Annotated in this window: 19 protein-coding genes; 4 read left to right on the top strand and 15 right to left on the bottom strand. The window is 60.4% G+C overall.

From position 1 onward, the window contains the following. The first annotated feature begins 26 nt into the window (after nt 1–26). Nucleotides 27–1094: a glycosyltransferase family 2 protein gene (locus JHD73_RS11410; RefSeq protein WP_199030393.1), complete on the top strand. Its 1068-nt coding sequence runs from the start codon at nt 27–29 to the stop codon at nt 1092–1094. 44 nt (nt 1095–1138) lie between these two features. Then, a complete protein-coding gene (locus JHD73_RS11415) occupies nt 1139–1585 on the top strand; it encodes a GtrA family protein (protein WP_199030394.1) in 447 nt (148 codons plus the stop codon). 81 nt (nt 1586–1666) lie between these two features. Here JHD73_RS11415 and JHD73_RS11420 read toward each other — a convergent pair whose 3' ends face one another. The 7 genes from JHD73_RS11420 to JHD73_RS11450 form a co-directional block, all read right to left on the bottom strand. Further along, nucleotides 1667–2749 carry a M48 family metallopeptidase gene (locus JHD73_RS11420; protein WP_199030395.1) on the bottom strand — a complete coding sequence of 361 codons (1083 nt, stop codon included), beginning with the start codon at nt 2747–2749 and terminating at the stop codon, nt 1667–1669. A gap of 21 nt (nt 2750–2770) precedes the next feature. Further along, nucleotides 2771–3847: a YjgN family protein gene (locus tag JHD73_RS11425; protein ID WP_199030396.1), complete on the bottom strand. Its 1077-nt coding sequence runs from the start codon at nt 3845–3847 to the stop codon at nt 2771–2773. A gap of 232 nt (nt 3848–4079) precedes the next feature. Continuing rightward, the gene (gene groL, locus JHD73_RS11430; RefSeq protein WP_199030397.1) at nt 4080–5723 is read right to left on the bottom strand and encodes a chaperonin GroEL; all 1644 of its coding nucleotides are present in this window, start codon (nt 5721–5723) and stop codon (nt 4080–4082) included. Between the two features lie 103 nt (nt 5724–5826). Then, on the bottom strand, nt 5827–6117 hold the full coding sequence (groES, locus tag JHD73_RS11435) for a co-chaperone GroES (RefSeq protein WP_199030398.1): 291 nt from the start codon (nt 6115–6117) through the stop codon (nt 5827–5829). A 600-nt stretch (nt 6118–6717) separates the two neighbouring features. Beyond that, nucleotides 6718–7656, bottom strand: coding sequence for a VOC family protein (locus JHD73_RS11440; protein WP_082170275.1), 939 nt, complete (start codon nt 7654–7656; stop codon nt 6718–6720). A 33-nt stretch (nt 7657–7689) separates the two neighbouring features. Continuing rightward, a complete protein-coding gene (locus JHD73_RS11445; RefSeq protein ID WP_199030399.1) occupies nt 7690–8586 on the bottom strand; it encodes a haloalkane dehalogenase in 897 nt (298 codons plus the stop codon). 203 nt (nt 8587–8789) lie between these two features. Then, complete coding sequence (locus JHD73_RS11450) at nt 8790–9416, bottom strand: FMN-dependent NADH-azoreductase (RefSeq protein ID WP_048935172.1); 627 nt, start codon at nt 9414–9416, stop codon at nt 8790–8792. A 124-nt stretch (nt 9417–9540) separates the two neighbouring features. Here JHD73_RS11450 and JHD73_RS11455 point away from each other — a divergent pair, with 124 nt between their 5' ends. Next, nucleotides 9541–10473, top strand: a complete 933-nt coding sequence (locus JHD73_RS11455; protein ID WP_233176906.1) for a LysR family transcriptional regulator — start codon at nt 9541–9543, stop codon at nt 10471–10473. Nucleotides 10474–10618: 145 nt separating this feature from the next. Here the strand turns inward: JHD73_RS11455 and JHD73_RS11460 are convergent, their stop codons facing one another. From JHD73_RS11460 to JHD73_RS11495, 8 genes are all read right to left on the bottom strand, one after another. Next, nucleotides 10619–11863 carry an MFS transporter gene (locus tag JHD73_RS11460; protein WP_199030400.1) on the bottom strand — a complete coding sequence of 415 codons (1245 nt, stop codon included), beginning with the start codon at nt 11861–11863 and terminating at the stop codon, nt 10619–10621. Between the two features lie 156 nt (nt 11864–12019). Then, nucleotides 12020–12445, bottom strand: a complete 426-nt coding sequence (locus JHD73_RS11465) for a DoxX family protein (protein ID WP_048935175.1) — start codon at nt 12443–12445, stop codon at nt 12020–12022. Nucleotides 12446–12512: 67 nt separating this feature from the next. After that, nucleotides 12513–13364 carry a pirin family protein gene (locus JHD73_RS11470; RefSeq protein WP_182585155.1) on the bottom strand — a complete coding sequence of 284 codons (852 nt, stop codon included), beginning with the start codon at nt 13362–13364 and terminating at the stop codon, nt 12513–12515. A 13-nt stretch (nt 13365–13377) separates the two neighbouring features. After that, the gene (locus JHD73_RS11475) at nt 13378–13755 is read right to left on the bottom strand and encodes a 4Fe-4S binding protein (protein ID WP_048935177.1); all 378 of its coding nucleotides are present in this window, start codon (nt 13753–13755) and stop codon (nt 13378–13380) included. 230 nt (nt 13756–13985) lie between these two features. Then, nucleotides 13986–14675, bottom strand: a complete 690-nt coding sequence (locus JHD73_RS11480; protein ID WP_199030401.1) for a TetR/AcrR family transcriptional regulator — start codon at nt 14673–14675, stop codon at nt 13986–13988. 31 nt (nt 14676–14706) lie between these two features. After that, on the bottom strand, nt 14707–17772 hold the full coding sequence (locus JHD73_RS11485; RefSeq protein ID WP_199030402.1) for an efflux RND transporter permease subunit: 3066 nt from the start codon (nt 17770–17772) through the stop codon (nt 14707–14709). Between the two features lie 8 nt (nt 17773–17780). Next, nucleotides 17781–18893 (bottom strand): efflux RND transporter periplasmic adaptor subunit, encoded by a 1113-nt coding sequence (locus tag JHD73_RS11490; protein WP_199030403.1) that lies wholly within the window; start codon nt 18891–18893, stop codon nt 17781–17783. A gap of 92 nt (nt 18894–18985) precedes the next feature. Next, entirely contained in the window at nt 18986–20563 is a 1578-nt protein-coding gene (locus tag JHD73_RS11495; RefSeq protein ID WP_233176907.1) for an efflux transporter outer membrane subunit, read from the bottom strand. A 658-nt stretch (nt 20564–21221) separates the two neighbouring features. Here JHD73_RS11495 and JHD73_RS11500 point away from each other — a divergent pair. Beyond that, nucleotides 21222–21708 (top strand): Hsp70 family protein (locus JHD73_RS11500; RefSeq protein ID WP_199030404.1); only part of this gene is annotated, 487 nt, incomplete at its 3' end.

A 21708-nucleotide genomic window follows, 5' to 3' on the forward strand; every position in this document is an offset into this window, starting at 1 on the left:
CTCTAGCAACAACATTGGGGGAAGTCATGCAACCGAATCATCAAGGTCATCACGACACACCACTGCTCTCGCTGGTGGTGCCGTTCTATAACGAGAGCCTGGCCATCGACGCGTTCTTCGCACGCGTAGTGCCGATTCTCGAATCCATTGCGGATGTGCATTTCGAGATCGTGTGCGTCAACGACGGCAGCGCGGACGACACACTCGCCCGGCTCATCGCGGTCTCGCACGTTGATGCGCGCGTGCGCGTGATCGATCTCACGCGCAACTTCGGCAAGGAAGCCGCGCTCACTGCTGGGCTGGATGAAGCAATGGGCGATGCCGTCATTCCCATCGATGCCGACCTGCAAGACCCGCCTGAGCTGATCCCCACGCTGGTTGCGCACTGGCACCGAGGCGCGGAAGTCGTGCTCGCCCAGCGCAGCAGCCGCGCATGCGACCCATGGCTCAAGCGCGTGACGGCCAAAGCCTACTACCGCATCCACAATCGGCTCTCCGACCTGAAACTGCCCGAAAACGTGGGGGACTTCCGCCTGATGGACCGCGTGGTCGTCAACGCGATCAAGCAACTGCCCGAGCGGCACCGCTTCATGAAGGGGCTGTTTGCGTGGGTGGGCTACACCACGGTGGTGGTGCAGTACGAACGCGAACCGCGCAGCGCCGGGCAGTCCAAGTTCTCGGGCTGGCGCCTGTGGAACTTCGCACTGGAAGGCATCACCAGCTTCAGCACGCTGCCGCTGCGCAGCTGGACTTACCTGGGTGCGATGATCGCGTCGCTGGCCTTCTTCTATGGCGCGTACATCATCGCGCGCACGTTGGTCTTTGGTGTGGATGTGCCGGGCTATGCGTCAGTGCTGTCACTGCTGCTCTTTTTCGGCGGCCTGCAGCTGATCGGCCTGGGCGTGGTGGGCGAGTACATCGGCCGCATCTACGACGAGGCCAAGGGGCGCCCGATCTACCTCGTCAAGCGCCGCTACCAGGTGCGCCGCCCACGCGAGCGTGTCTTGGGCAACCGCGATGTGATCTCCCTGGCCAGCGTGAAGCTGCGCATGGCGCAGAGCGATCGTCAGCGCGCCCACGCTGGCCGGCGCTAACGCGTCGCCAGGCGGCACGCAATGCAGGCGAGCAAGGAGACATCATGCGGCCAGCACAACCCAGCAGCGCAGACACATTCGCGGCCGGACTCCCCCGCGCCATCGCACGCCGACTGCCAGACCCCATGGCAATCGTGCGTGTGCTGCGCTTCGGGGTATCCGGCGTGGCGGCTACCGGCGTGCACGTCGCCATTGCAACCACGCTCATCAACGGCTTCTCCACGACACAGGTCACGGCCAATGGCGTGGCGTTCGTCTGCGCCAATGTGTGCTCCTACCTGCTCAATGCGCTGTGGAGCTTCTCAGCCAAACCGGGCGGCGCAAACTTTCTGCGCTTCTACTGCGTTTCGCTGTTCGGGCTCGCGCTTACACTGTCAATCTCATGGCTCGCGCAGACGGTGGGGCTCAGCTACTGGGCGGGCCTGCTGTGCATTCTGGCGGTCGTGCCGCCAATCACCTTCGTCCTGCATCGGTTCTGGACATTCCGATAGCCACGCGATCGATCTCGCACAAACAACAACGGCTATCCGTTAGGAATGGCCGCTGCTTCTAACGATGCAGATGCAGAGAGATCAGTTGGTGTCCGCGCCCGAAGCACCGTGCGTGCGGTCAAAGCGGCGCAGCGTGTCGATACGCTCACGCGTGAGCGGGTGGGAGGAGAAGAACGCCGAGGCGTCATCATCGCTGGTGGTGCCGGACTTCTTCGCGTCATCAGCCTTGCGCGTGCCGCCATGCGTGTCTTCCAGCGCCTGCAGCACATCTGCAAACGCACCGACAGACAGACCGTTGTCCTGCAGCAGTTGCGCAGCGTAGTGGTCTGCATCGCGCTCGTAGTCACGCGAATAGCGCAGCGTGAGCATCGCTGCCGGCACGCCCGACAAGATGGTCGACACATCGCCAAAGAGCAGCGCTGCCGTCGCTCCAATGGCAGAGGACTGAATCAGCTGGCGCAGGCCGTGGCGATACTCGACGTGCCCTGCCTCGTGCGCCAGCACACCCGTGAGGCCATCACCCTCGCCCACCAGCTTGACCAGCGCATCGGTCACGATGATGTCGCCGCCGGGCAGCGCGAATGCGTTGGCGCCCAAGGAGCCCGCATCCCGAAAGACGATGTTGTAGGTATGCGTGGCCTGCGGTGCGCGCAGGGCCGCAAAGCGTGCGCGAATGCGCGCCTGCTGCGCCTCCGGCAGCTTGCTGGGCTTAAGCCAGCGCTCGTCCAGCGCGCGCAGCGTACCGCGCCCGAGCTGCAGTTCCACGCGCTGGGGCACCATGCTTGCGACCACCTTGGCGCCCCATGGCAGGCCGTAGCGATAGCCGATCACCAGCACCAGCACCGTCACGATCAGCGCACCCAGCGCCAGCTTCCAGCTGTTCTGCGCACGCACCACCAGACCTTCTTGATGACCGGTGCGCTGCAGCAGCGTGTTGAGCGCCGCCTGCTCCGCCGGGTCGGCAATCTCGCAGAAGGCGCCGTCTTCAAACGTGATCAGGCGCGGCGCATGCTTGACGCGCTCCGACACGCGCAGCGTCGGCAGTGCTGCACGGCGCAACAGCGTACCGTCGGTGTCGAACAGCGCCGCCTCGCCCGCCTCGACGGCAAGACGCACGGGTTGCGCGCGCGAGGTTCGGCCGTCGAAGTAGGTGGCGAGAATCATGGGCGTGACCTTCCGGCGCGCTTACAGCGCGATGTCGATGTCGTACCAGTCCACCGCAGCGTCGCCCAGCGCGCTTACCTTGGTGGTTTCGCCTGCCACGAAGGTGTCGAGCGAACCGGCCGCAAACAGCGTCACCGAGTCAAGCTTGTAGCGCAACGTACGCACGCGCGCAAACGGCGTGAACAGGCCAATGGTGATGGCAATCAGCACCGCGTTCGACACGTAGATCCAGAACAGCTTGCCGGCCGCCACTTGGCTCTGGAAGCGATGCGGGCCCAGCGTGGTGTGGTTCCACACCACGTTCTGCAGGCGCGACATGAAGTACGGTGCCAGGAACAGCATCGCCAAGTACATCAGCACCACGGCAATGGCGATACCGATGGCGGCGCTAGCGTTGTTGGCACCCTTGCTGAACGAAATACCGGTCAGAAGAATCAAGGCACCCGCTGCTACGACGGCGAGCAGCGCCAACCCGAACGTGCGCAGATACACGCCATAGAAGTTGCCCGGCGTGCCCGAAAAATCGAAGGGCGTGGTGCCAAAGCGCGTGTTGCGATGCTGATACCGCTTGAAGCGCTGGTGCGCCAGCGGCGCCAGCAGGTACGCGGTGAAGACACTCAGGATCGGCCAGACCAGAAACACCATGTAGCCTTCTGCATCCTTACCCGTGAAGGCGAAACGCAGGCCGCGATAGCTGGAGTTGGCCATGCGGAAGCGCAGCGAGCGCACCAGCAGCCACGGAAAGGCAGCCGCCAGCAGTGCCAGGAACACCAGCGACAGCACCGGCGAGGAATGGCCGAGCAGGTTGAACGCCAGTGCCAGCACGAAGATGATCGCGCGACCCTTGAGAATGGCGGTCGGGCTACCGTGATAGTCGAAGCTCGATCCGGCCAACTGCGTGTTGCGGTAGAAATACTGCATCGTGCGCACCTTCGCCCAGGCCGAGTAGATGCCCAGCGTGACGATGGTCAGCAGCAGGTTGACGATCCAGATACGGAAGTATTCCGAGCCGCTGCCGATAAAGCGCATCCGCAAGGGTTGCGGGGCAGCCGGAGCCTGGGCGCCGCCCAGGACGGGCTCGCGTGCGATGTCGTTCATCTGTTTTCCCTTCCCTGTGTTGTTGTCGTGCCCGCTCAGAAACAGAGGCTCGCGGGTGGGCCGATTGTAGCGAAGCCTGCCGCAATGCAGCGTTAACGGCGCGTTAACAAATCAGGGACGAAAACAGTCATGCATATAACAAAAAACCCCGTAGGCTTGCACCCACGGGGTTTTTTGTTTGGAACAACCGCCGGAAGAACCAGCGGCCGGGCCGAGTTGCCGGACTGGCAAATTACATCATGCCGTCCATGCCACCCATGCCACCCATGCCGCCCGGCATTGCCGGAGCTGCATCTTCCTTCGGCAGTTCTGCAACGGCGCAATCCGTCGTCAGCATCAGCGACGCGACCGAAGCGGCGTTCTGCAGCGCGGTGCGGGTCACCTTGGTCGGGTCCAGCACGCCCATTTCCACCAGGTCACCGTACTCGCCGGTGGCGGCGTTGTAGCCGTGGTTGCCCTTGCCGGCGATCACGTTGGCCACCACAACCGAAGCCTCGTCGCCAGCGTTCGTGACGATCTGGCGCAGCGGCTCTTCCATGGCGCGCAGCACGATCTTGATGCCGGCGTCTTGGTCAGCGTTGGAACCCTTCAGGCCCGAGATGGCAGCGCGGGCGCGCAGCAGTGCAACACCGCCGCCAGCCACGATACCTTCTTCCACGGCAGCGCGCGTTGCGTGCAGTGCATCTTCCACGCGAGCCTTCTTTTCCTTCATTTCGACTTCGGTGGCTGCGCCAACCTTGATCACGGCAACACCGCCGGCCAGCTTGGCCACGCGCTCTTGCAGCTTTTCACGGTCGTAGTCCGAGGTCGCTTCTTCGATCTGGGCACGCACTTGCTTCACGCGCGCTTCGATGTTGCGGGCATCGCCTGCGCCATCGATGATCGTGGTGTTTTCCTTGCCGATTTCAACGCGCTTGGCTTGGCCCAGATCATTCAGGGTTGCCTTTTCCAGCGTCAGGCCGACTTCTTCAGCGATGACTTGGCCGCCCGTCAGGATGGCGATGTCTTCCAGCATGGCCTTGCGGCGGTCGCCGAAGCCCGGAGCCTTGACGGCGGCGGTCTTCAGGATGCCACGGATGTTGTTGACCACCAGCGTTGCCAGGGCTTCGCCTTCAACGTCTTCAGCAATGATCAGCAGCGGACGGCCAGCCTTGGCCACTTGCTCCAGCACCGGCAGCAGGTCACGGATGTTGCTGACCTTCTTGTCGAACAGCAGAACGAACGGGTTGTCCAGTTGGACAACTTGCTTTTCCGGGTTGTTAATGAAGTACGGCGACAGGTAGCCGCGGTCGAACTGCATACCTTCCACGACGTCCAGCTCGTCGGCGAGCGACTTGCCGTCTTCCACGGTGATCACGCCTTCCTTGCCAACCTTGTCCATGGCTTCAGCGATGCGCTGGCCGATGGATTCGTCGCTGTTGGCCGAGATGGCGCCAACTTGTGCGATTTCCTTGCTGGTGGTGGTCGGCTTGCTGATGTTCTTCAGCTCTTCCACGGCTGCAGCAACGGCCTTGTCGATACCGCGCTTCAGGTCCATCGGGTTCATGCCGGCGGCAACGTACTTCATGCCTTCGCGCACGATCGACTGGGCCAGCACCGTTGCGGTGGTGGTGCCGTCACCGGCGTTGTCGCTGGTCTTGGAAGCGACTTCCTTGACCATTTGCGCGCCCATGTTCTGCAGCTTGTCCTTCAGCTCGATTTCCTTGGCGACCGACACACCGTCCTTGGTCACGGTCGGGCCGCCGAAGCTGCGCTCCAGCACCACGTTGCGGCCCTTCGGGCCCAGGGTCACCTTCACGGCGTTGGCGAGAATGTTCACGCCTTCAACCATCTTGGCACGTGCGGCGTCGCCGAACACTACGTCTTTAGCTGCCATCTTGAGAATCTCCGAAATCTTGGGATATTGCCCGCGCCAACCTGAATGGGGCGCAGGCAATGAGGATTGGGTTACTGGTAAGCCGTTGCGCTTGAGCGCACGCTTACTTCGCCACCACGGCCATGATGTCTTCTTCGCGCATGACCAGGACTTCCTGGCCTTCCACCTTGACGGATTGGCCGGCGTACTTGCCGAACAGCACGCGGTCGCCGACCTTCACGTCCAGCGCGATCGCATTGCCCTTGTCGTCTTTCTTGCCCGGGCCGACGGCCAGCACTTCACCTTGGTCCGGCTTTTCAGCGGCGGCGTCAGGAATGACGATGCCGGAAGCGGTCTTCGTTTCGTTGTCCAGGCGCTTCACGATCACGCGATCATGCAAGGGACGCAGGTTCATACAAACTCCTCAATGCAAAGTGAGTGTTTATTCACAAAACGCGCCGCAGAGCGCGGCGCTTCGGTCAAGCTTTCGGGGGCGGAGGCGTTGTTAGCACTCCAGCCCGGCGAGTGCTAATTATAGGGACGGGGTATTACGATTTCAAGAATGGGGAATGCCCGATGTCGGTTGTCGAGATTCACTCAATCTGGAACTTTGGTCACTCAATTTGGAACTGCTCGAGGCAGCCGCGTCGGCTTTTGAACAATAATCCCTTATAAATCAATTGCTTACGATGCATCAGATGATCACTACCCTGGCCGGGCGTCCGCTTGGCACGACGCTCCTGACCCACAAACCATACCGGGTTACCCCAAAAAAAAGGCCCGCGAACGCGAGCCCTACCGAATAGACACGGAACAACCAGCGTAGCGGGACACAACCTCACACCATGCCGCCTATAGCCGCCCGGTGATCTCTCCGTCACCCAGATCACTTCTGTTCAATCTGACGCTCCCCCGGGTAGCGACCTCCTGCTGTATCAGCTCATCGTGAAGGAGCCAAAGAACGTTCAGTGCGGCAACTCCAACCCATATGGGCTGGCCGCACACCGCCGCAAACTCAGTTTGACACCGCAGACTGGACAATCGCCTCACGCGGTCGGGCGCCGTCTTCCAAGTTCCGCAGCCCAGCGTGCCCCCATGACATCCCCGGACGCAAGACGTAGCTCTCCACCGTCAGGTTTTGCGGATCAACGGTCCGAAGATCCCAACCGTATTCAATGAACCAGCGGGACGGGTTGCGGAAGTAGAAGGACACCGACTGATCATTGGGGTGGCGACCGATGCCGGTGGCAGCAATCTCGCGCTGCTGGCACAGGTCGTACGTGGTTCCGATGTCGTCGAGCGAATTGGTTTCGAAGAAAACATGTTGAATCTTCCGGGGCGCCGGAGGATAGAAGATCAGCGCCATGGAATGATGTCGTGCGTTGCAATGGAGGAACACGGCCAACGGCACGCCCTCTGGGCTCACCACCCAATCGGAAATCCCAAAACCTAGTGTGCGCACATAGAAATCTGCCACGGCTTTGATATCCGAGGTGACATACAACACGACGTGACCAAGCCCGAGGTCGGCCGTCTTGAAGCCGGTCAGGGCCCGCGTCGGCATAAAGCGCGGATTAAAGACCACCTCGTTCCCGACGGTCAGCTCCATGCGCACACCGGTGTGAGGACAGGTGAAATGCGCGAGTTCAAGCACACGCCGCTCCGCTAGCTCTGACGGCGTACCTGGCAAGACTTTGACGCCGGCTCGGTCAAGATTGGCGGCCACCACCTCCAGCGCCTCGTGGTTCGCCACTTCCCAGCCGATGTACGCAATATCATCCGATTCCCCTGGATGAATGCTTAGCCGGTGATGGCGCTCGTCGGCACGCAGATAAATCAAGTTGTCGGAACTCTCGCGGCCGAGCTCCATCCCGAGGACCTCGGGTCCGTACTTGCGCCACGAATCCATGTCAGATGCGTGCGCCCCCACGTAGGCTAATTTGGAAACCTTCATTGCAGAACTCCTCGCGTCTCTGAATGGGTGCGTTCAGATCCTGTTGTCAGAGCGAACACGTTTGACGAACGCGGCGATTGCAGCGCCGATTTCGTCCGGGCTGTCTTCTTGCAAAATCTTGCGGCCCTTGACGGTGACTTCGGTCTGGTTCTTCCAGCCGTGAACTTCGTCGCGGATGCGGCCGGTCATGATGGCGCCTGGGTCACCATTGATCAGCAGCTTGGGCACTGCATCGCTGGCAATCCATGGGCCGTAGCCCGCCATTGCTCGGTGCACATCCGTGAGGTCGGCATCCAGCGGCAAGCTGCGCGGCCAGGACAAGGTAGGCCGGCGATCCTCCCCTGCGTGCAGGAACGGGCGCCGATAGACGGTCATCTCGTCTTCTGTCAGGGGACGCATGATGGCGGCCGGCAAACGCTGCTCAATGAACAGGTTCTGCTGGAGGACAAGCTCCTCACCAGCAGCCGAGCGCAGTGCCCTGAAAAGGGGTTGTCCGGGCTCCGGAATATCGGCCCAACTCATGGGCACCGCAACGGCTTCCATATGGACAATCCCCTTGACGCGGTCGCGATTGCGGTTGGCCCAGTCAAAGCCGAGGGTGGCACCCCAGTCGTCCAGCACTAGGATGATGTCGTCGCCTAGGTCAAGCGCATCCCACAGAGCGAACAGATGTTCTCTGTGCTGCGCGTAGCTGTAGTTGCTGGGGTCGGCTGGTTCAACTTTCTGCGAAGCGCCCATCCCGATCAGGTCGGCAGCAACGAGCCGCCCGAGCCCTTCAAGATGAGGCATGACATTGCGCCACACATACGAAGACGTAGGCTGTCCGTGCTGAAAGACAATGGCGGAGCCGCGGCCTTCGTCGAGATAGGCCATCTTGCGACCTTGAATCTCACGAAACTTAGGCTCGGCGTAGGGTTGTGTTCCGATCATTTTTGGTTAGGGCTCGTAATGAAATGGAGGACACGGAGCGAAGCGCCAATGAAGACGACAGCCTTCAAGAACCGCATCGGAGCGACACCCGCTTAATCTCGGCCAGTTGACCAAAACGGAAACGCAAGGCTGTCATCACGCTCATCAATGGATCGCGATACATTTGCTCGCCGGCATCGGCCTCCGCAGCACCAACCGCAGATTCATACCGCCGCAAAGTCTTCAACGTAGTTCTGGATCTGTGCCTGCGCATCGGCAATTGAACGCGTGGCCATGTCCGGGCCCATCGCAAGACCTTCTGCATAAACGAAGCGCACGTCCGTCATTCCGAGGAAACCAAGCGTGACTTTCAGATAGGGCGCAATCACGTCGGTAGGCTGATCTCGATGCACGCCACCGCGCGAGAGAACCGCGTACACGGTCTTGTTCCGAAGCAGCCCCACGGGGCCCTGCGCGCCGTAGCTGAAGGTCACGCCGGCACGGCAGATGGCATCGATCCATGCCTTCAGTTGGGCAGGAATGCTGAAGTTGTACATCGGCACGCCGAGTACGATGACATCGGCCGCGAGCACTTCCGCAATCAACGCATCGTCTGCAGCGACGCGATCACGCTGCTCTGGTGAGCGATGTTCGGCCGGCGTGTGCAGCGCCTGCAGTGCCGCGCCGTCCACCAGAGGAGGCGGGGTCTGGCCTAGATCGCGAACTACCACCACCGCTCCGGGGCTGGCCTCTTCAAGGCCTCGCACAAGCTCAGTGGCAAGACGGGTGGATTGCGAACCCTCTCCGTTGGCGTACGGACGGGCACTCGAGTTGATTTGCAGGATATTCATGGCGGCTCCAATAGCGCGTTGACATTCACGTTTTGGAGTCTATAAACTGCAATACAGCAACGGTAGATCGAAAATTGCACATCTTCGTTGCTCAGATGGAACGAAGAATTGAGAACTTCTCTCTATGATCGACCTCGACGCAAACGACCTCCTGCTGTTTGCTCGCGTCGCTGAAGTCGGCAGCTTCAGCCGCGCAGCTGACCGCTTGCGACTGCCCAAATCCACTGTGTCGCGGCGTATTGCGGCCTTGGAGAAGCGACTGGGGGAGCGGCTCGTCAACCGTAGCTCGCGCAAGCTGACGATCACCGATTTCGGCGTACATGTGCTTGAGCACGCTCGCGCGGTGGCGACCGAAGTGGATGGTGCACTTGCTTTGGCGCAACACCGGCAGGCCAAGCCTAGTGGGCGGTTGCGTGTCTCGCTGCTTGCCGATTTGGCTGCAAGCGCGCTACCTGAGATGCTGGCCAATTTCGTGCGCGAGCATCCAGCAATCGTGCTCGAGATGGACTTGTCGTCCCGACGAGTGGACCTGATTGGCGAGAATTACGATTTGGCGGTCCGCGTGGGAGAGTCGCTGGAGGATAGCGATCTCAGTGCGCGCAAGTTGGCCGAACTTAACGTTGGCCTCTATGCGTCGCCGGACTATCTACGTCGCGCGGGTAAGCCCGAAGTCCCGGACGACCTGCTCCGCCTACACGGCTTGCTGTTGCAAACGCGAACCGGTGATCCACGCGGGTGGACGCTCGAGCGCGGCCAAGACCCGGACAAAGAGCGCTGGAGCGGAACGCCGCAGCAATACAGCATTGCAAACTCCCCCGCCGTGCTGATGCGTATGGCTCAGGCGGGCTTCGGTGTCGTCAGCGTGCCGGAGTACTATGCTCGCGAAGCGGTGCAGCAAGGGTTGCTTACGCAGCTACTGCCGGAATGGCACATGCCGGCGGGGAAAATCTGGGCCGTCTTTCCTGGGCGGCGGCTTATGCCCGCCAGGACCAGAGCGTTCCTGGATGCGTTGGTGGCAACGCTCGGAGACGACTCCGACACACAGGCGAGGACATGACCCCGGCTGGCACCATGCCACTTCTGCTCGGAAGAATTGCACAGCGCATCTGTTGATCTGTTCAAGACGATCGAACGAAGTTCTCCAGCTTGGCCCCTCTACCGTTCCAAGCGGGATTCACGCTGAGAACGCCGTCCTCGGGCCCTCAGGCGGGGCTGCGTTGCAGTGGCTCTTGTGCCTCGGCTAGATGGCGATGGCTTGGCCATTTCTTGCTACGAGCCAGCACAAAAACAGTGATACCGCCTGCGGCCATGAGGCACGCGATGGCCACGGACCAGCCAAGGTAAAGGCCATGCTGTATCAGGGTACCGGCAGCCAATGGTCCAACGATGTTAGAGATTGCCATCAAGGCGCTGCTCAATCCCATGAGCGCCCCCTGTTGTTGCGGCGACGAAGTCATAGACAAGGCTGCCATCAGACTTGGCCTGCTCATTGCCGTGCCGACGCTCGCCAGCAGTAACCCCACGGCAAGCGCTGCCAGCCCCGGAAATATGCTCAGGACTCCTAGGCCTGCGCAGAACAGCAGCAAACTGAACGCGCAGAGCACGCTATCTGGGAAGAGACGCTCGAGCTTTTTCATCCCAGCCGCCTGAACGATGATGTTGACGAACCCCGACGCCGTAAAGATATAGCCGACTTCTCGCGGCCCGAAGGCATGACCATTCCACGCGTAGTGCGCCTGCAGAAACAGCGCAAACTGCGAAACGTACATCGCAAAGCCAACATAGAAGAGCCCCAGGACAATCAGCACCGGTAGGGTTCCCGGCATCCGAAGGGTCTGTCGCAGCGATAAGGTCTGAGGCCTCGCATCGCCCGTGCGGTGCTTTTCAGCGTTCGGCAAGAAAATCAGATTCACGACCAAGCTCAACGCCGACAGCAGCGCAGCCCCCCAGATCGGGGCGGTCATTGATATATGGGACAGGCCAGCAGCGAGCGAGGGACCGACCATCATCCCCACGCCCACACCTGCACTGATCATCCCGATTGCTTGGCGGCGATTCTTTGGCGTGCTGTGATCGATTGCATAGGCGCTGGCGACGGAGAGATTGCCGGATGTGACACCGTCGACGATGCGCGCGAGGAAGACAACCAGCAGGTTGCCCGCACTGGCGAGAAGCACCAGGCTAGCAAAGGTGCCGAGTTGACTACCCACCAGCACGATTTTCCGCCCCAGACGATCTGAGAGCTTGCCAAGCGTTGGCGCCGCAATGATCTGGCCGAGCGAGAACACCGCCACGAGCGCGCCGATGGCGAACGGACTCGCACCGAAATGCTGCGAGTAGAACGGCAGTAACGGCAGGATGACCCCCATGCCGATTGCATCAATAGCGACGACGCAAAACAGGGGAATCATTACCCGCATCGGCAGGCGATCGATAACAGCGGACATGGTGAGTCGGCTCCAAGCATGGGGCGGTAATCGCGGGCTACCCGTCGTTGCGACGCGGGTTGCGTAGCCCTTCTAGCAGAGACGTCCCGGCGGCAAGCTAGACACCGGGATGCGCCTCATGTTTAGAAGGCCAGCTTTCGCATTCGCAAATGCCGATTACGCGACGGAGGCCCGTTGCACTGCCTTTGCTCGGCGCTGATCAATGCTCAGTGCGCCGGCGCCGAATGCGACTACCTGCAGCAACCCACCGATGATCGCGAGATTTTTCATCGCATGGATCATCTGGTTGGGATCGGCCATGTTGCTATGGAACAGCGCTGCTGCTGCGGCCGTAAATGCAGCTAGAAACAGGGCCGCAATGCGTGCGCGATACCCAGCCAGCAGCATCAAACCGCCGCCCACTTCAACCACGACGGCCACCAGGTAGGCAGCGAGCGGCATCGCTACTCCAACCGAAGCGATATAGCCTTGCGTGGCCGCCGGCGTCGCAAGCTTGTTAAAGCCACTCCCCAGAAAGAGCAGCGCAAGCAGGATGCGCCCAACAAGGGCAAATGTGGCGGTAGGTTTCGATACGTCTTTCATGATGACTTCCTTTAAATGGCTAGAGACAAGGGAGCAAGTTGATGTAGGAAAGCGGGCTCAGGTGTGTTCAAGCGCTTTCGTAGGGCGCGAGTTCGCCCATCTCACCACGCCGATAGCGCTCAATGGCGTCACGGACTTGCTCGGTGGTGTTCATGACAAAGGGACCGTTGACGACAGTCGGCTCTTGAATATCCGCACCCGATAGCAGCAGGAACTGGCTTGGCCGCCATGCGTGGAATGTCAGCGTTGAACCGTCACCGGCAAGCGCCAGACCATGCCCGTGGGCGACCCGCTGCTCGCGCCGGTCAGAGCGAATCAGGACCTCGCCTGAGAAGACATACAGGAAAGCGTTGTGAGCGCTCGCCAAAGAAAACGCGATGTCGCGCTTCAGTTCGACGTCGAGCAACGTAAAAGGCTCGACCGGCGCCAACGGAGACGAAACGTCTTCGAACGTCCCAACGACCACGCGTACACGATCTCCACTGCCATTGGTCCACTCAGGCACGTCAGGGCCGTCCAGGCTGTGCACGGCTGGCGTCTTGAGCTTGTTGGATGCATGCAGGTTGACGAAGAATTGCAGACCGTGCAGCTCGAGACTGAGTTCAGCCGGCAGTTCCTCATGCATCATGCCGCGGCCTGCTTCAGACCAGACGATGCCTCCGGGCCCGACAACAATGTCGTTTCCCAGCGAATCGCGGCTACGCAAGCGGCCTGCCGAGTCCTGAAAGACATAGGTAACGGCAGAGAAGCCGGCGTGCGGATGCGGTGCAAATGGCTGACCGCGTACACGGAAATCGTCAAGCACAAAGACGGGCGATGCCCGGTTGCCGAGCGGCGTCAGATCGAGGCTGTCAACCTGGAAGGATTTGCGATCGCCTCGTCTGCTGGTTGTCAAAATTGGGGAAAACTGTACTGACACGATGAACTCCGAACTATGTTGCACTGCTTAACGAGCCGGCCATACCCGCACGGTCATGCTCGTGCCGCACCAACTTGATGGCTTTCTCCGGACAAGCGCTCACACACAAGCCACACGCCCTGCAGGCGTCGGCGTTAGGCGTGTATGCCGTCTTCTTGCCATGGGCCCACAGCTTGAACTTCACGCGCAGCGGCATCGCGCTGAAGACATCGTCCGCCAAGCGGCCGATCTCAAATACGTTGTAAGGACATACCGCGACACACGCCGCCTTGCCTTCGCAACGTTGGGCGTCGACCACTGGACGAATGGTGCCGGCTGGCGCCTTGCACTTCGCTTCGTTAATCGGCGCCTGCGCTCGATCAGAAGCGCTTCTTCCAAACTTCTTTCTCATGGGTTCAACTCCAGATACCGGGGCAGCGACTTACCTTGCGAAACGGCCCGGCTTCAACACACGGGCCACTATATGCAACGCAAATTAGCAACGGAAGATAGTGAAATGCACAAATACGTTCCATGAGCGGAACGATAAGAGCGCAATCGCTGTGTCCCAGGCTTTTACATTGACGAAAGTGTGTTCGGCGCTTGACCGTTACTGATCGCGCGCCCGCCGACCGCTCTCAGCTAAAGCACGTCGGCCTTCGGGGGCTGGCCCGCCTCCGATGGAGACAATCCATGCGTCAGCAGAGAAAGCACATGGCGATCAATGGTGGCGTTGTCGAGAGGCGAACTAGAGCTGAGGCGTCCGCGGATCGTCGCAGCCGCATGGGGCACCATCAGCAGTGCCATCAGCGAGATGAAGAGCAGATCTGGAGAAAGCTGGGGATTGATTTCTCCGCTGCGCTGCGCCTCCGCGACGATGTTTCTGAAGACCATGCTTTTCCGGTCCGGAATGCGCTGCATGACCCGCTCCCTCAGCATGCCACCCTCTTGGATGATCTCGCGCAACCACAGCGGAGGCAGCCAGGGAGCGTGATCAATGATCGACAGTACACGCCGGGCAATGCCTTGAATGACCTCGAGTACAGACTCGCGAGCGAAATCGGCAGGCTCCCATATCTCGCGAATCTGCGGAGCCAAGCGTTCCTCCACAATGGCGTCCAGCAGCTTGTCACGACTCTCGAATCTGTAGTGGACCATGGCGGATGTCACCTCGGCCGCTTCGGCAATCTGAGCGAGCGTGGTATTGGCGATGCCGCGCTCGGCGAACAATTTCAACGCTTCATCCAGCAATCGCTCTCTGCTGTGCGAATCGGAGGGGCCCGGCCGACGGCCGGGCGTGGAGCGCCGATTGGAGGATCCCTGAGCGGTCATGAATTCGGTTCGTGGAGAATGACTAGGCTCTTCAGACCGCTGGGCTGGGCACCGAATCCGCTTGGCTCGCGACCTCCGACCGATGCGTTGTGCCAATGAACATGTACATCGCGGGCACCAGGAAGAGGGTCAACATGGTTCCGATCCCTAGCCCAGCGAAGATGACCAGCCCCATGTCATGGCGCCCTGCGGCACCCGCACCCGAGGCCCAGACGAGCGGGACGACGCCCAGCACCATTGCAGCCGTTGTCATCAGAATCGGACGCAAGCGCACAGCCGCTGCCTCTTCGATCGCCTCACGCTTGCTACGTCCAGCACGTTGGAGTTCATTGGCAAACTGAACAATGAGAATCCCATGCTTGGTAATCAATCCCAGCAGGGTCACAAGACCCACCTGCGTATAGACGTTGATGGACGCGAAACCGGTGGTGATGAATGCCAGAGCACCAAAAAGTGCAGGCGGCACGGAGAACAAGATCACGATCGGATCGCGGTAGCTCTCAAACTGGAAGGCCAATGCAAGGTACACAATCAGGATCGAGAACAGCAGCAGGCCAACGAAGCCCCCAGACTCCTGCATGAACTGACGCGACTCGCCCGAGTAGTCCGCCGAGTACCCCTTCGGCGCTACCTTGGTGAGAATCGTGCGCATCTTTTCAAGCAACTCGCCTTGAGAAAGTCCGCTCACCCCAGAGATCGTCGCGGAGTTCAACTGCTGGAAGTGGTTGATCGACTCGGGCTGCACAGATGTTTCGATATGGGCAACCGTTCGAGCGGGGATCATCGATCCGGAAGGGGTACGGATGTAGTAGTCCAGGATTTGATCCGGATTCAGGCGATCTACCTGCAACGTCTGAGGAATCACCTTGTATGACCGCCCGGCGATGGAGAAGTAGTTCACATAGTTGCCGCCCAATGCCGCAGATAGCGCCGCACCGACGTCCGCCTCCGTCATCCCGAGCGCGGCAATCTTCTCGCGATCGACGACGAGTTTGGCCTGCGGCTTGTCGAGCTTGAGATCAAGATCCGCAAACCAGAACAATTGCTGTTTCTGGGCCTCAGCCATGACCGCCTGTGCGACCTCGTTCAGGTTTTCGATGGGCTCCGTTGTGGTGATAACAAACTGCACCGGCAGACCCTGCGCCCCCGGCAGAGACGGAAGCGGGAAGGCGGCAATCTGGGCACCCGCGACCTCGCTCCACTTGCGTTGTAGATCTCGGACCAGATCAGCCTGCGAACGGTCGCGCTGGTTCCACGGCTTCAGAAGAACACCACCTAGGCCCTGATTGAGCGCGGGAACGCCCGTCAGTTGGAACATCTGGTCGTACTCCGGCTCCTTCTTCGCGATCTGATAAGCATGGTCTGCGAGCATCTGCATCTGCTGCGGCGAAGCATTTGGAGCCCCCCGAAGTTGCATGAAGACAAGGCCTTGGTCTTCTGTCGGTGAAAGCTCACTTCGTGCCGTAAGACCAGCCGCCGCAACCAAGGCAAACAGAATGAACCCGAAGGTCACGAGAACAGGCCAAATGTTGATGCCCTTTGTGAGCAGGCGGTGGTAAGCGCCGCGCAGGCGATCAAAATAATGGTCCAGCAGGCGGGCAAAGCGGCCTTCGTCCTGACCAGATTTAAACAGCCGCGAAGTCATCATCGGCGAGAGCGTCAGCGCCACGATGCCAGACACGGTGACAGCTCCAGCCAAGGAGAAACAGAACTCCTTGAACAATGCCCCAGTGAGGCCACTGCGCAAGCCAATGGGCACGTAAGCGGCGACCAGCACCACCGTCATGGCCAGGATCGGGCCGCCAAGTTCTCGGGCTGCGATGAGCGCCGCTTCCATGACGCTCTTTCCCTCTTCCTTGATGTGCCGATCAACGTTCTCCACCACGATGATGGCGTCATCCACCACCAGCCCGATTGCAAGAACCAACGCCAACAAAGTCAGCAGGTTGATCGAGTATCCGAGCAGGAACATGATGAAGAAGGTTCCTACTAGTGACAGCGGAATGGCCACCAGCGGCACGATGACTGCGCGAAACGCTCCAAGGAACAGATAAATGACGATCGTGACGATGAGAAGCGCCTCAGCCAGCGTCTTGATGACCTCATCGATCGACGTGTTGATGAACTCCGTCGAGTCGTAAACAATGTCGCCGCGCACTCCGGCGGGCAACTGAGACTTCAGCTCCGGAAATGCTTGGCGCACCTTCTCGGCCACGGTCAAGATGTTGGCGTTGGGCGCCACCTTGATACCGATGAACACCGAACGCTTGCCCGAGAAGGCAACGCTGGTGTCATAGTTTTCCGCGCCCAGCGTGACATTGGCCACGTCTTCCAGGTGAACCAGTGCGTCGCCGTTCTGCTTGATCACAAGACGCTTGAACTCGTCTACGTTGTGCAGATCCGTACCGGCGGTAAGGTCGACCTTCACCATCTGTCCCTTGGTTGAACCAACAGCGGACAGATAATTGTTGTTTGACAGTGCAGCGTAGACGTCCTGAGCCGAGACGTTGTGCGCAGCCAGCTTGGCCGGATCAAGCCATGCTCGCAGGGCAAACTGCCGCCCGCCCAATATCTCCGCCGTCTGCACGCCCTCAATGGCATCGAGCTTAGGCTTGACGACACGGGCCAGGTAGTCGGTGATGTTGTTGGTGGCCAGAACATCGCTGTAGAACCCAAGGTACATGGCGTCCGTTGTCTGTCCCACCGCCACCGATAGCACGGGCTGCTGTGCTTGCGCGGGCAGTTGGTTCTTCACCGAGTTGATCTGCGTGTTGATCTCGGTGAGCGCCTTGCTCGAATCGTAGTTCAGCCGAAGCGTCGCGGTAATTGTGGAGACACCGGTGATGCTCGAGGACGACAGGTAATCGATCCCTTGCGCTTGCGCGATGGCTGACTCCATCGGCTGCGTGATGAACCCCGCCACAGTGGCCGCGTCTGCCCCGTAGTAGTTCGTGGTGATCGTAACCACGGTGTTCTCGGTACGCGGCCATTGATTGACCGGCAGGCCGAAGATCGAGCGCAGGCCCAGAATCAGAATCAGTAGAGAGATGACGACCGCCCACACAGGCCGCTTGATGAAGATGTCGGTGAATTTCATGTTGGACCTCACTGCTCCTGCGGCGTCGGCGCGATGGCATTCGTCGGCGCAATGCTGTTGTCGATCCTCACGGGCGAACCGTTCTTGAGCTTCATTTGGCCGCTCGTAATGACCTGGTCGCCCTCCTTGATGCCCGTCAGAATGGCAACTTGATCTCCGCGGGTCGGCCCAGGTTTGACGAAGGTCTGCTGAGCTGTCAGCACCTCTTGCCCTTGCTCGTTCTTGCCCTTCGCAGCAATGAATACGGTTGTGCCGTACGGGTTGTACGTCACTGCGGTCTGCGGGACCGTCAGATAACGCTGCGTGGCGCCTGAAGCAACGGCCGCACGTGCAAACATGCCCGGCAGAAGTAGTTGCTTCGGATTCGGAACGGTTGCTTCAACAATGACATTGCGTGTGGTTTGGTCCACCTTTGTGTCGATGGCGGTGACCTTGCCGGCAAATGCCTGCCCGGGCAGGCCGTCGGTGGTCACGGAGACCGTCTGCCCCAGCGCAATGGCCGAGAGCTGCCCCTGCGGCACATTGAAGTCGATGTAGATAGGATCGACGGTTTGCAGCGTTGCCACCTTGTCGCCGGGGTTCAGGTACTGACCGGGGTTGACACTTGTCACACCGATTCGCCCAGCAAACGGTGCACGGATCGTCTTCTTCTCCACAAGGGCACGCTGCTGTTCTGCAGCGGCACGCTTGGACTTCAGGTCAGCCTCATCCGCATCCACTTGGGCCTGCGACACTGCGTTGACCGCGAGCTGCGCCTTGTCGCGCTTGAGCACGGTGGCTGCCAAATCGGCCGTGGCTTGCAGCGAGTGCAGCTGAGCGACGTCGGCATCCGCGTTGAGCTGCACAAGAAGTGCTCCTGCCGATACGCCTTGGCCAGGCTTGAAGGCAATCGTCCGGACGATCCCCCCCGCCTCTGTAGTGACATCAACGCCGCGGAATGCCTTCATTGATCCCACGGCAGCGACATTCGGTTGCCACTCAGCCAACTGCGACTTTGTTGCTGTTACGACGGCAGGCGGTTGCGGCTGCTTTGCTTGAGCGATGAGGTTGGATATCTGAACAAACTTGGTACCTCCAATAACCGCGACAATGAGCAGCACGATCGCGCCCATGATGAGCATCGGTCGAAGCAGACGTCGCTTTTGGGGGCCGCGCGGCTCCGCAAGAGATGCTGATGAAGGAAGGGTGGTGTTGGTATCGGCCATGGTCGTCCTCACGGATTCTGTTGTTCAACTTGGCCAGACCATGCCGACGGCGACGGTACCTCAGCCAAAGATTCAGTACGGTTCCACCAGCCTCCACCAAGGGCCTGGAACAACGTTGCGGTATCGGTAAAGCGAGTCGCTTGAGCCTGGATGAGCGTTACGTGCGCTTGGTAGTACTGACGCTGCGCATCGAGCAGGGTCAGATAGCTCACAGCCCCCAGCTTGTATTGGGCGGCCGCTAGATCCAGCGTTTCCCGTGCGAGGCTGTCAGCCTCGACATCGGCGGCCAGAGTTCGGGCGTCGGTTTCGAGCGCGACGAGCGTGTCGGCGACGTTTTGCACGCCTTGCAGAACCGTACTGCGGTATTGCTGCCAAGCGGCCTCGTAAGCCGCGATGGCGGCGCGGCGTTCTGCCGTCAATTGCCCGCCCTTGAAGATTGGTTGAGTCAAGCCGCCCGCCAGTGACCATAGAACGTTTGCCGGATTGAAGAGATTTGCCAGCCGGGAGCCCTGGTAACCGTAGTCGCCGGTAATGCTGAACTGAGGAAGCATCGCGGCAGTGGCAACGCCGATCTGAGCGCTGGCTTGGTGGAGCTGAGCCTCGCTTGCCTTAATGTCCGGACGTTGCCGCACGAGAGACGAAGGCACACTGACTGGCAATTCGGTCGGCAGTGTCAGGTTCTCGAGCCGGATGACGGGCAACTCGGCGGCCGATGGCGCCTTGCCTATGAGTACCGCGAGCTGGTCGCGCGTTTGACCAAGCTGCTTTTCCAACCCGGGAATGCTTGCGCGAGTCGTGGCAAGCTGAGTCTGCTGCTGTAGAACCGTCGAGCGCGGTACTGCGCCTACCGAAAACTGTTGCTGCACAAGACGGAGTTGCTGTGCCTGGGCTTCAGCGATCTCCTCCGTGGCTTGCAGTTGAGCGCGCAAAGAGGCTTCGCGCAACGCGGTGGTGACGACGTTTGCCGTCAGCGTCAGATAGGTGGCCTCAAGCTGAAACCGTGACGCTTCCACTTGCGCTTCGACCCCCTCGATCTGCCGCCGAGCGCTACCGAAGACGTCAACGTTGTACGAGACGCTCACCGTTGCATTGAGCGTGTTCAGTTCGGCAGCACCAAACGATGTGCCGGTCGCGCCGCCAGAGGTACGCTGACGTGACCCCTGCGTTTGCGCTGTTACGCTGGGCATAAGAAGTCCGCCCTGGTTAGCCCTCAGCGTTTCGCGGGCTTGTCGAAGGGTCGCCTGCGCGGCACCCAACGTCGGGCTGTTGGTCAGCGCCTCCTTGACCAGCGCGTCGATTTCGGTCGAATGGAACAGCGTCCACCATTGCGCGGGTATGTCGTCACCGTGCGCGAAACGCTGCGACGCACCACCCAATCCGGGTGCACTGGCGGTAGCCGCAGGTAATGGCTGCTCGGTGTAAGAGGTTTCCTTCGGAGCCGCAGGCAACTTGAAGTCGGGGCCGACAGCGCAACCGCCAAGCAACATAACCGCTGCCAACGCAGCAATACCAAGCCGCTTTTCCAAATGGTGGCCCGGAGGCTGCCGCCTGTCCGCTCCGCCCATGTCCACAGAATATTCGCGCATGATTACAAACTATTAATTGACGTGTTAATTAATTAACAAGATGGGATCAGCGCGGGAGAATCCGTCTTTGAGCGCGTGCCACGGGGTAGACGTCCGCTGTGGGTCACAAGACGGCCTCAAGGCCCTCCACGTACTCTGTGGGCTGAGAGAGGCGAGGACCGACGCCAGGGGACCACCGAGTTGGAGGCAATATTAATTCTTGCTTTAGTTAATTTTTAGGAGAATTTGGGCGCACTCATGCATCACAGCGTTCCACTGGTGCAACGCGAGCAATGGCCTGCCAGTGGTATGGCGGCGGCACCGTACCGGATCAGAACGAGAGTTCGGAAAGCTTGAAGTTCGGGAATGACAGCAGCGAGCCGTCGTGCGTGATATTGGCGCTCGACCATGTCGACGGTGCTTGCCGGGGTGGGTACGCTCACAGCAATCCGCAAGTCTCGTCCTGTCGCCGTCGAACAGCGCTTCAATATTGGAGTGAGATTTCATCGCTTGCCCGTGCACTCTCAACTATTTGAAAGCGGTCGCTCGTGGGCGACCGCTCATGGCCGAAAATCCGTCGCACAAAGCCACTACAATAGCGCCCCTTCGCCGGTGGCGCCCGCTCCTGATATCCCGTGCAGGCGCATGCCGCCCGCTGCACTCGAGAAGCCACAATCCTATGATGTCAAACGCCTGCGGCGTCGATTTCGGCACGTCCAACTCCACCGTCGGCTGGCTGAGATCGGACGCACCCACCCTGCTGCCGCTCGAAGACGGCAAGGTTACGCTGCCTTCCGTCATCTTCTTTCACGCCGAAGACCCGCTGGTCAGCTACGGGCGTGCCGCGCTGACCGATTATCTTGCCGGCTACGAGGGCCGCCTGATGCGCTCGCTCAAGAGCCTGCTCGGCACGTCGATGATGGACGACAGCACCGAGGTCATGGGCCAGGCCATGCCCTTCCGCAAGCTGCTGGCGCATTTCATCGGCGAACTCAAGAAGCGCGCCGAGCGCGCCGCCGGCCATGAATTCCGCCGCGCCGTGCTGGGCCGCCCGGTGTTCTTCATCGACGAAGATCCCAAGGCCGACCAGCTCGCCGAAGACACGCTGTCGGAAATCGCGCGCGACGCCGGCTTCGACGAGATCGCCTTCCAGTACGAGCCCATCG

This window comes from Ralstonia sp. ASV6 (genome assembly GCF_016429285.1).
GTDB lineage: Bacteria > Pseudomonadota > Gammaproteobacteria > Burkholderiales > Burkholderiaceae > Ralstonia > Ralstonia flaminis.

Bases quoted from the DNA above. Each gene is read 5' to 3' on its own strand.
- JHD73_RS11410 (WP_199030393.1), top strand. From the start codon at position 27: ATGCAACCGAATCATCAAGGTCATCACGACACACCACTGCTCTCGCTG.
- JHD73_RS11415 (WP_199030394.1), top strand. From the start codon at position 1,139: ATGCGGCCAGCACAACCCAGCAGCGCAGACACATTCGCGGCCGGACTC.
- JHD73_RS11420 (WP_199030395.1), bottom strand. From the start codon at position 2,749: ATGATTCTCGCCACCTACTTCGACGGCCGAACCTCGCGCGCGCAACCC.
- JHD73_RS11425 (WP_199030396.1), bottom strand. From the start codon at position 3,847: ATGAACGACATCGCACGCGAGCCCGTCCTGGGCGGCGCCCAGGCTCCG.
- groL (WP_199030397.1), bottom strand. From the start codon at position 5,723: ATGGCAGCTAAAGACGTAGTGTTCGGCGACGCCGCACGTGCCAAGATG.
- groES (WP_199030398.1), bottom strand. From the start codon at position 6,117: ATGAACCTGCGTCCCTTGCATGATCGCGTGATCGTGAAGCGCCTGGAC.
- JHD73_RS11440 (WP_082170275.1), bottom strand. From the start codon at position 7,656: ATGAAGGTTTCCAAATTAGCCTACGTGGGGGCGCACGCATCTGACATG.
- JHD73_RS11445 (WP_199030399.1), bottom strand. From the start codon at position 8,586: ATGATCGGAACACAACCCTACGCCGAGCCTAAGTTTCGTGAGATTCAA.
- JHD73_RS11450 (WP_048935172.1), bottom strand. From the start codon at position 9,416: ATGAATATCCTGCAAATCAACTCGAGTGCCCGTCCGTACGCCAACGGA.
- JHD73_RS11455 (WP_233176906.1), top strand. From the start codon at position 9,541: ATGATCGACCTCGACGCAAACGACCTCCTGCTGTTTGCTCGCGTCGCT.
- JHD73_RS11460 (WP_199030400.1), bottom strand. From the start codon at position 11,863: ATGTCCGCTGTTATCGATCGCCTGCCGATGCGGGTAATGATTCCCCTG.
- JHD73_RS11465 (WP_048935175.1), bottom strand. From the start codon at position 12,445: ATGAAAGACGTATCGAAACCTACCGCCACATTTGCCCTTGTTGGGCGC.
- JHD73_RS11475 (WP_048935177.1), bottom strand. From the start codon at position 13,755: ATGAGAAAGAAGTTTGGAAGAAGCGCTTCTGATCGAGCGCAGGCGCCG.
- JHD73_RS11480 (WP_199030401.1), bottom strand. From the start codon at position 14,675: ATGACCGCTCAGGGATCCTCCAATCGGCGCTCCACGCCCGGCCGTCGG.
- JHD73_RS11485 (WP_199030402.1), bottom strand. From the start codon at position 17,772: ATGAAATTCACCGACATCTTCATCAAGCGGCCTGTGTGGGCGGTCGTC.
- JHD73_RS11490 (WP_199030403.1), bottom strand. From the start codon at position 18,893: ATGCTCATCATGGGCGCGATCGTGCTGCTCATTGTCGCGGTTATTGGA.
- JHD73_RS11495 (WP_233176907.1), bottom strand. From the start codon at position 20,563: ATGCGCGAATATTCTGTGGACATGGGCGGAGCGGACAGGCGGCAGCCT.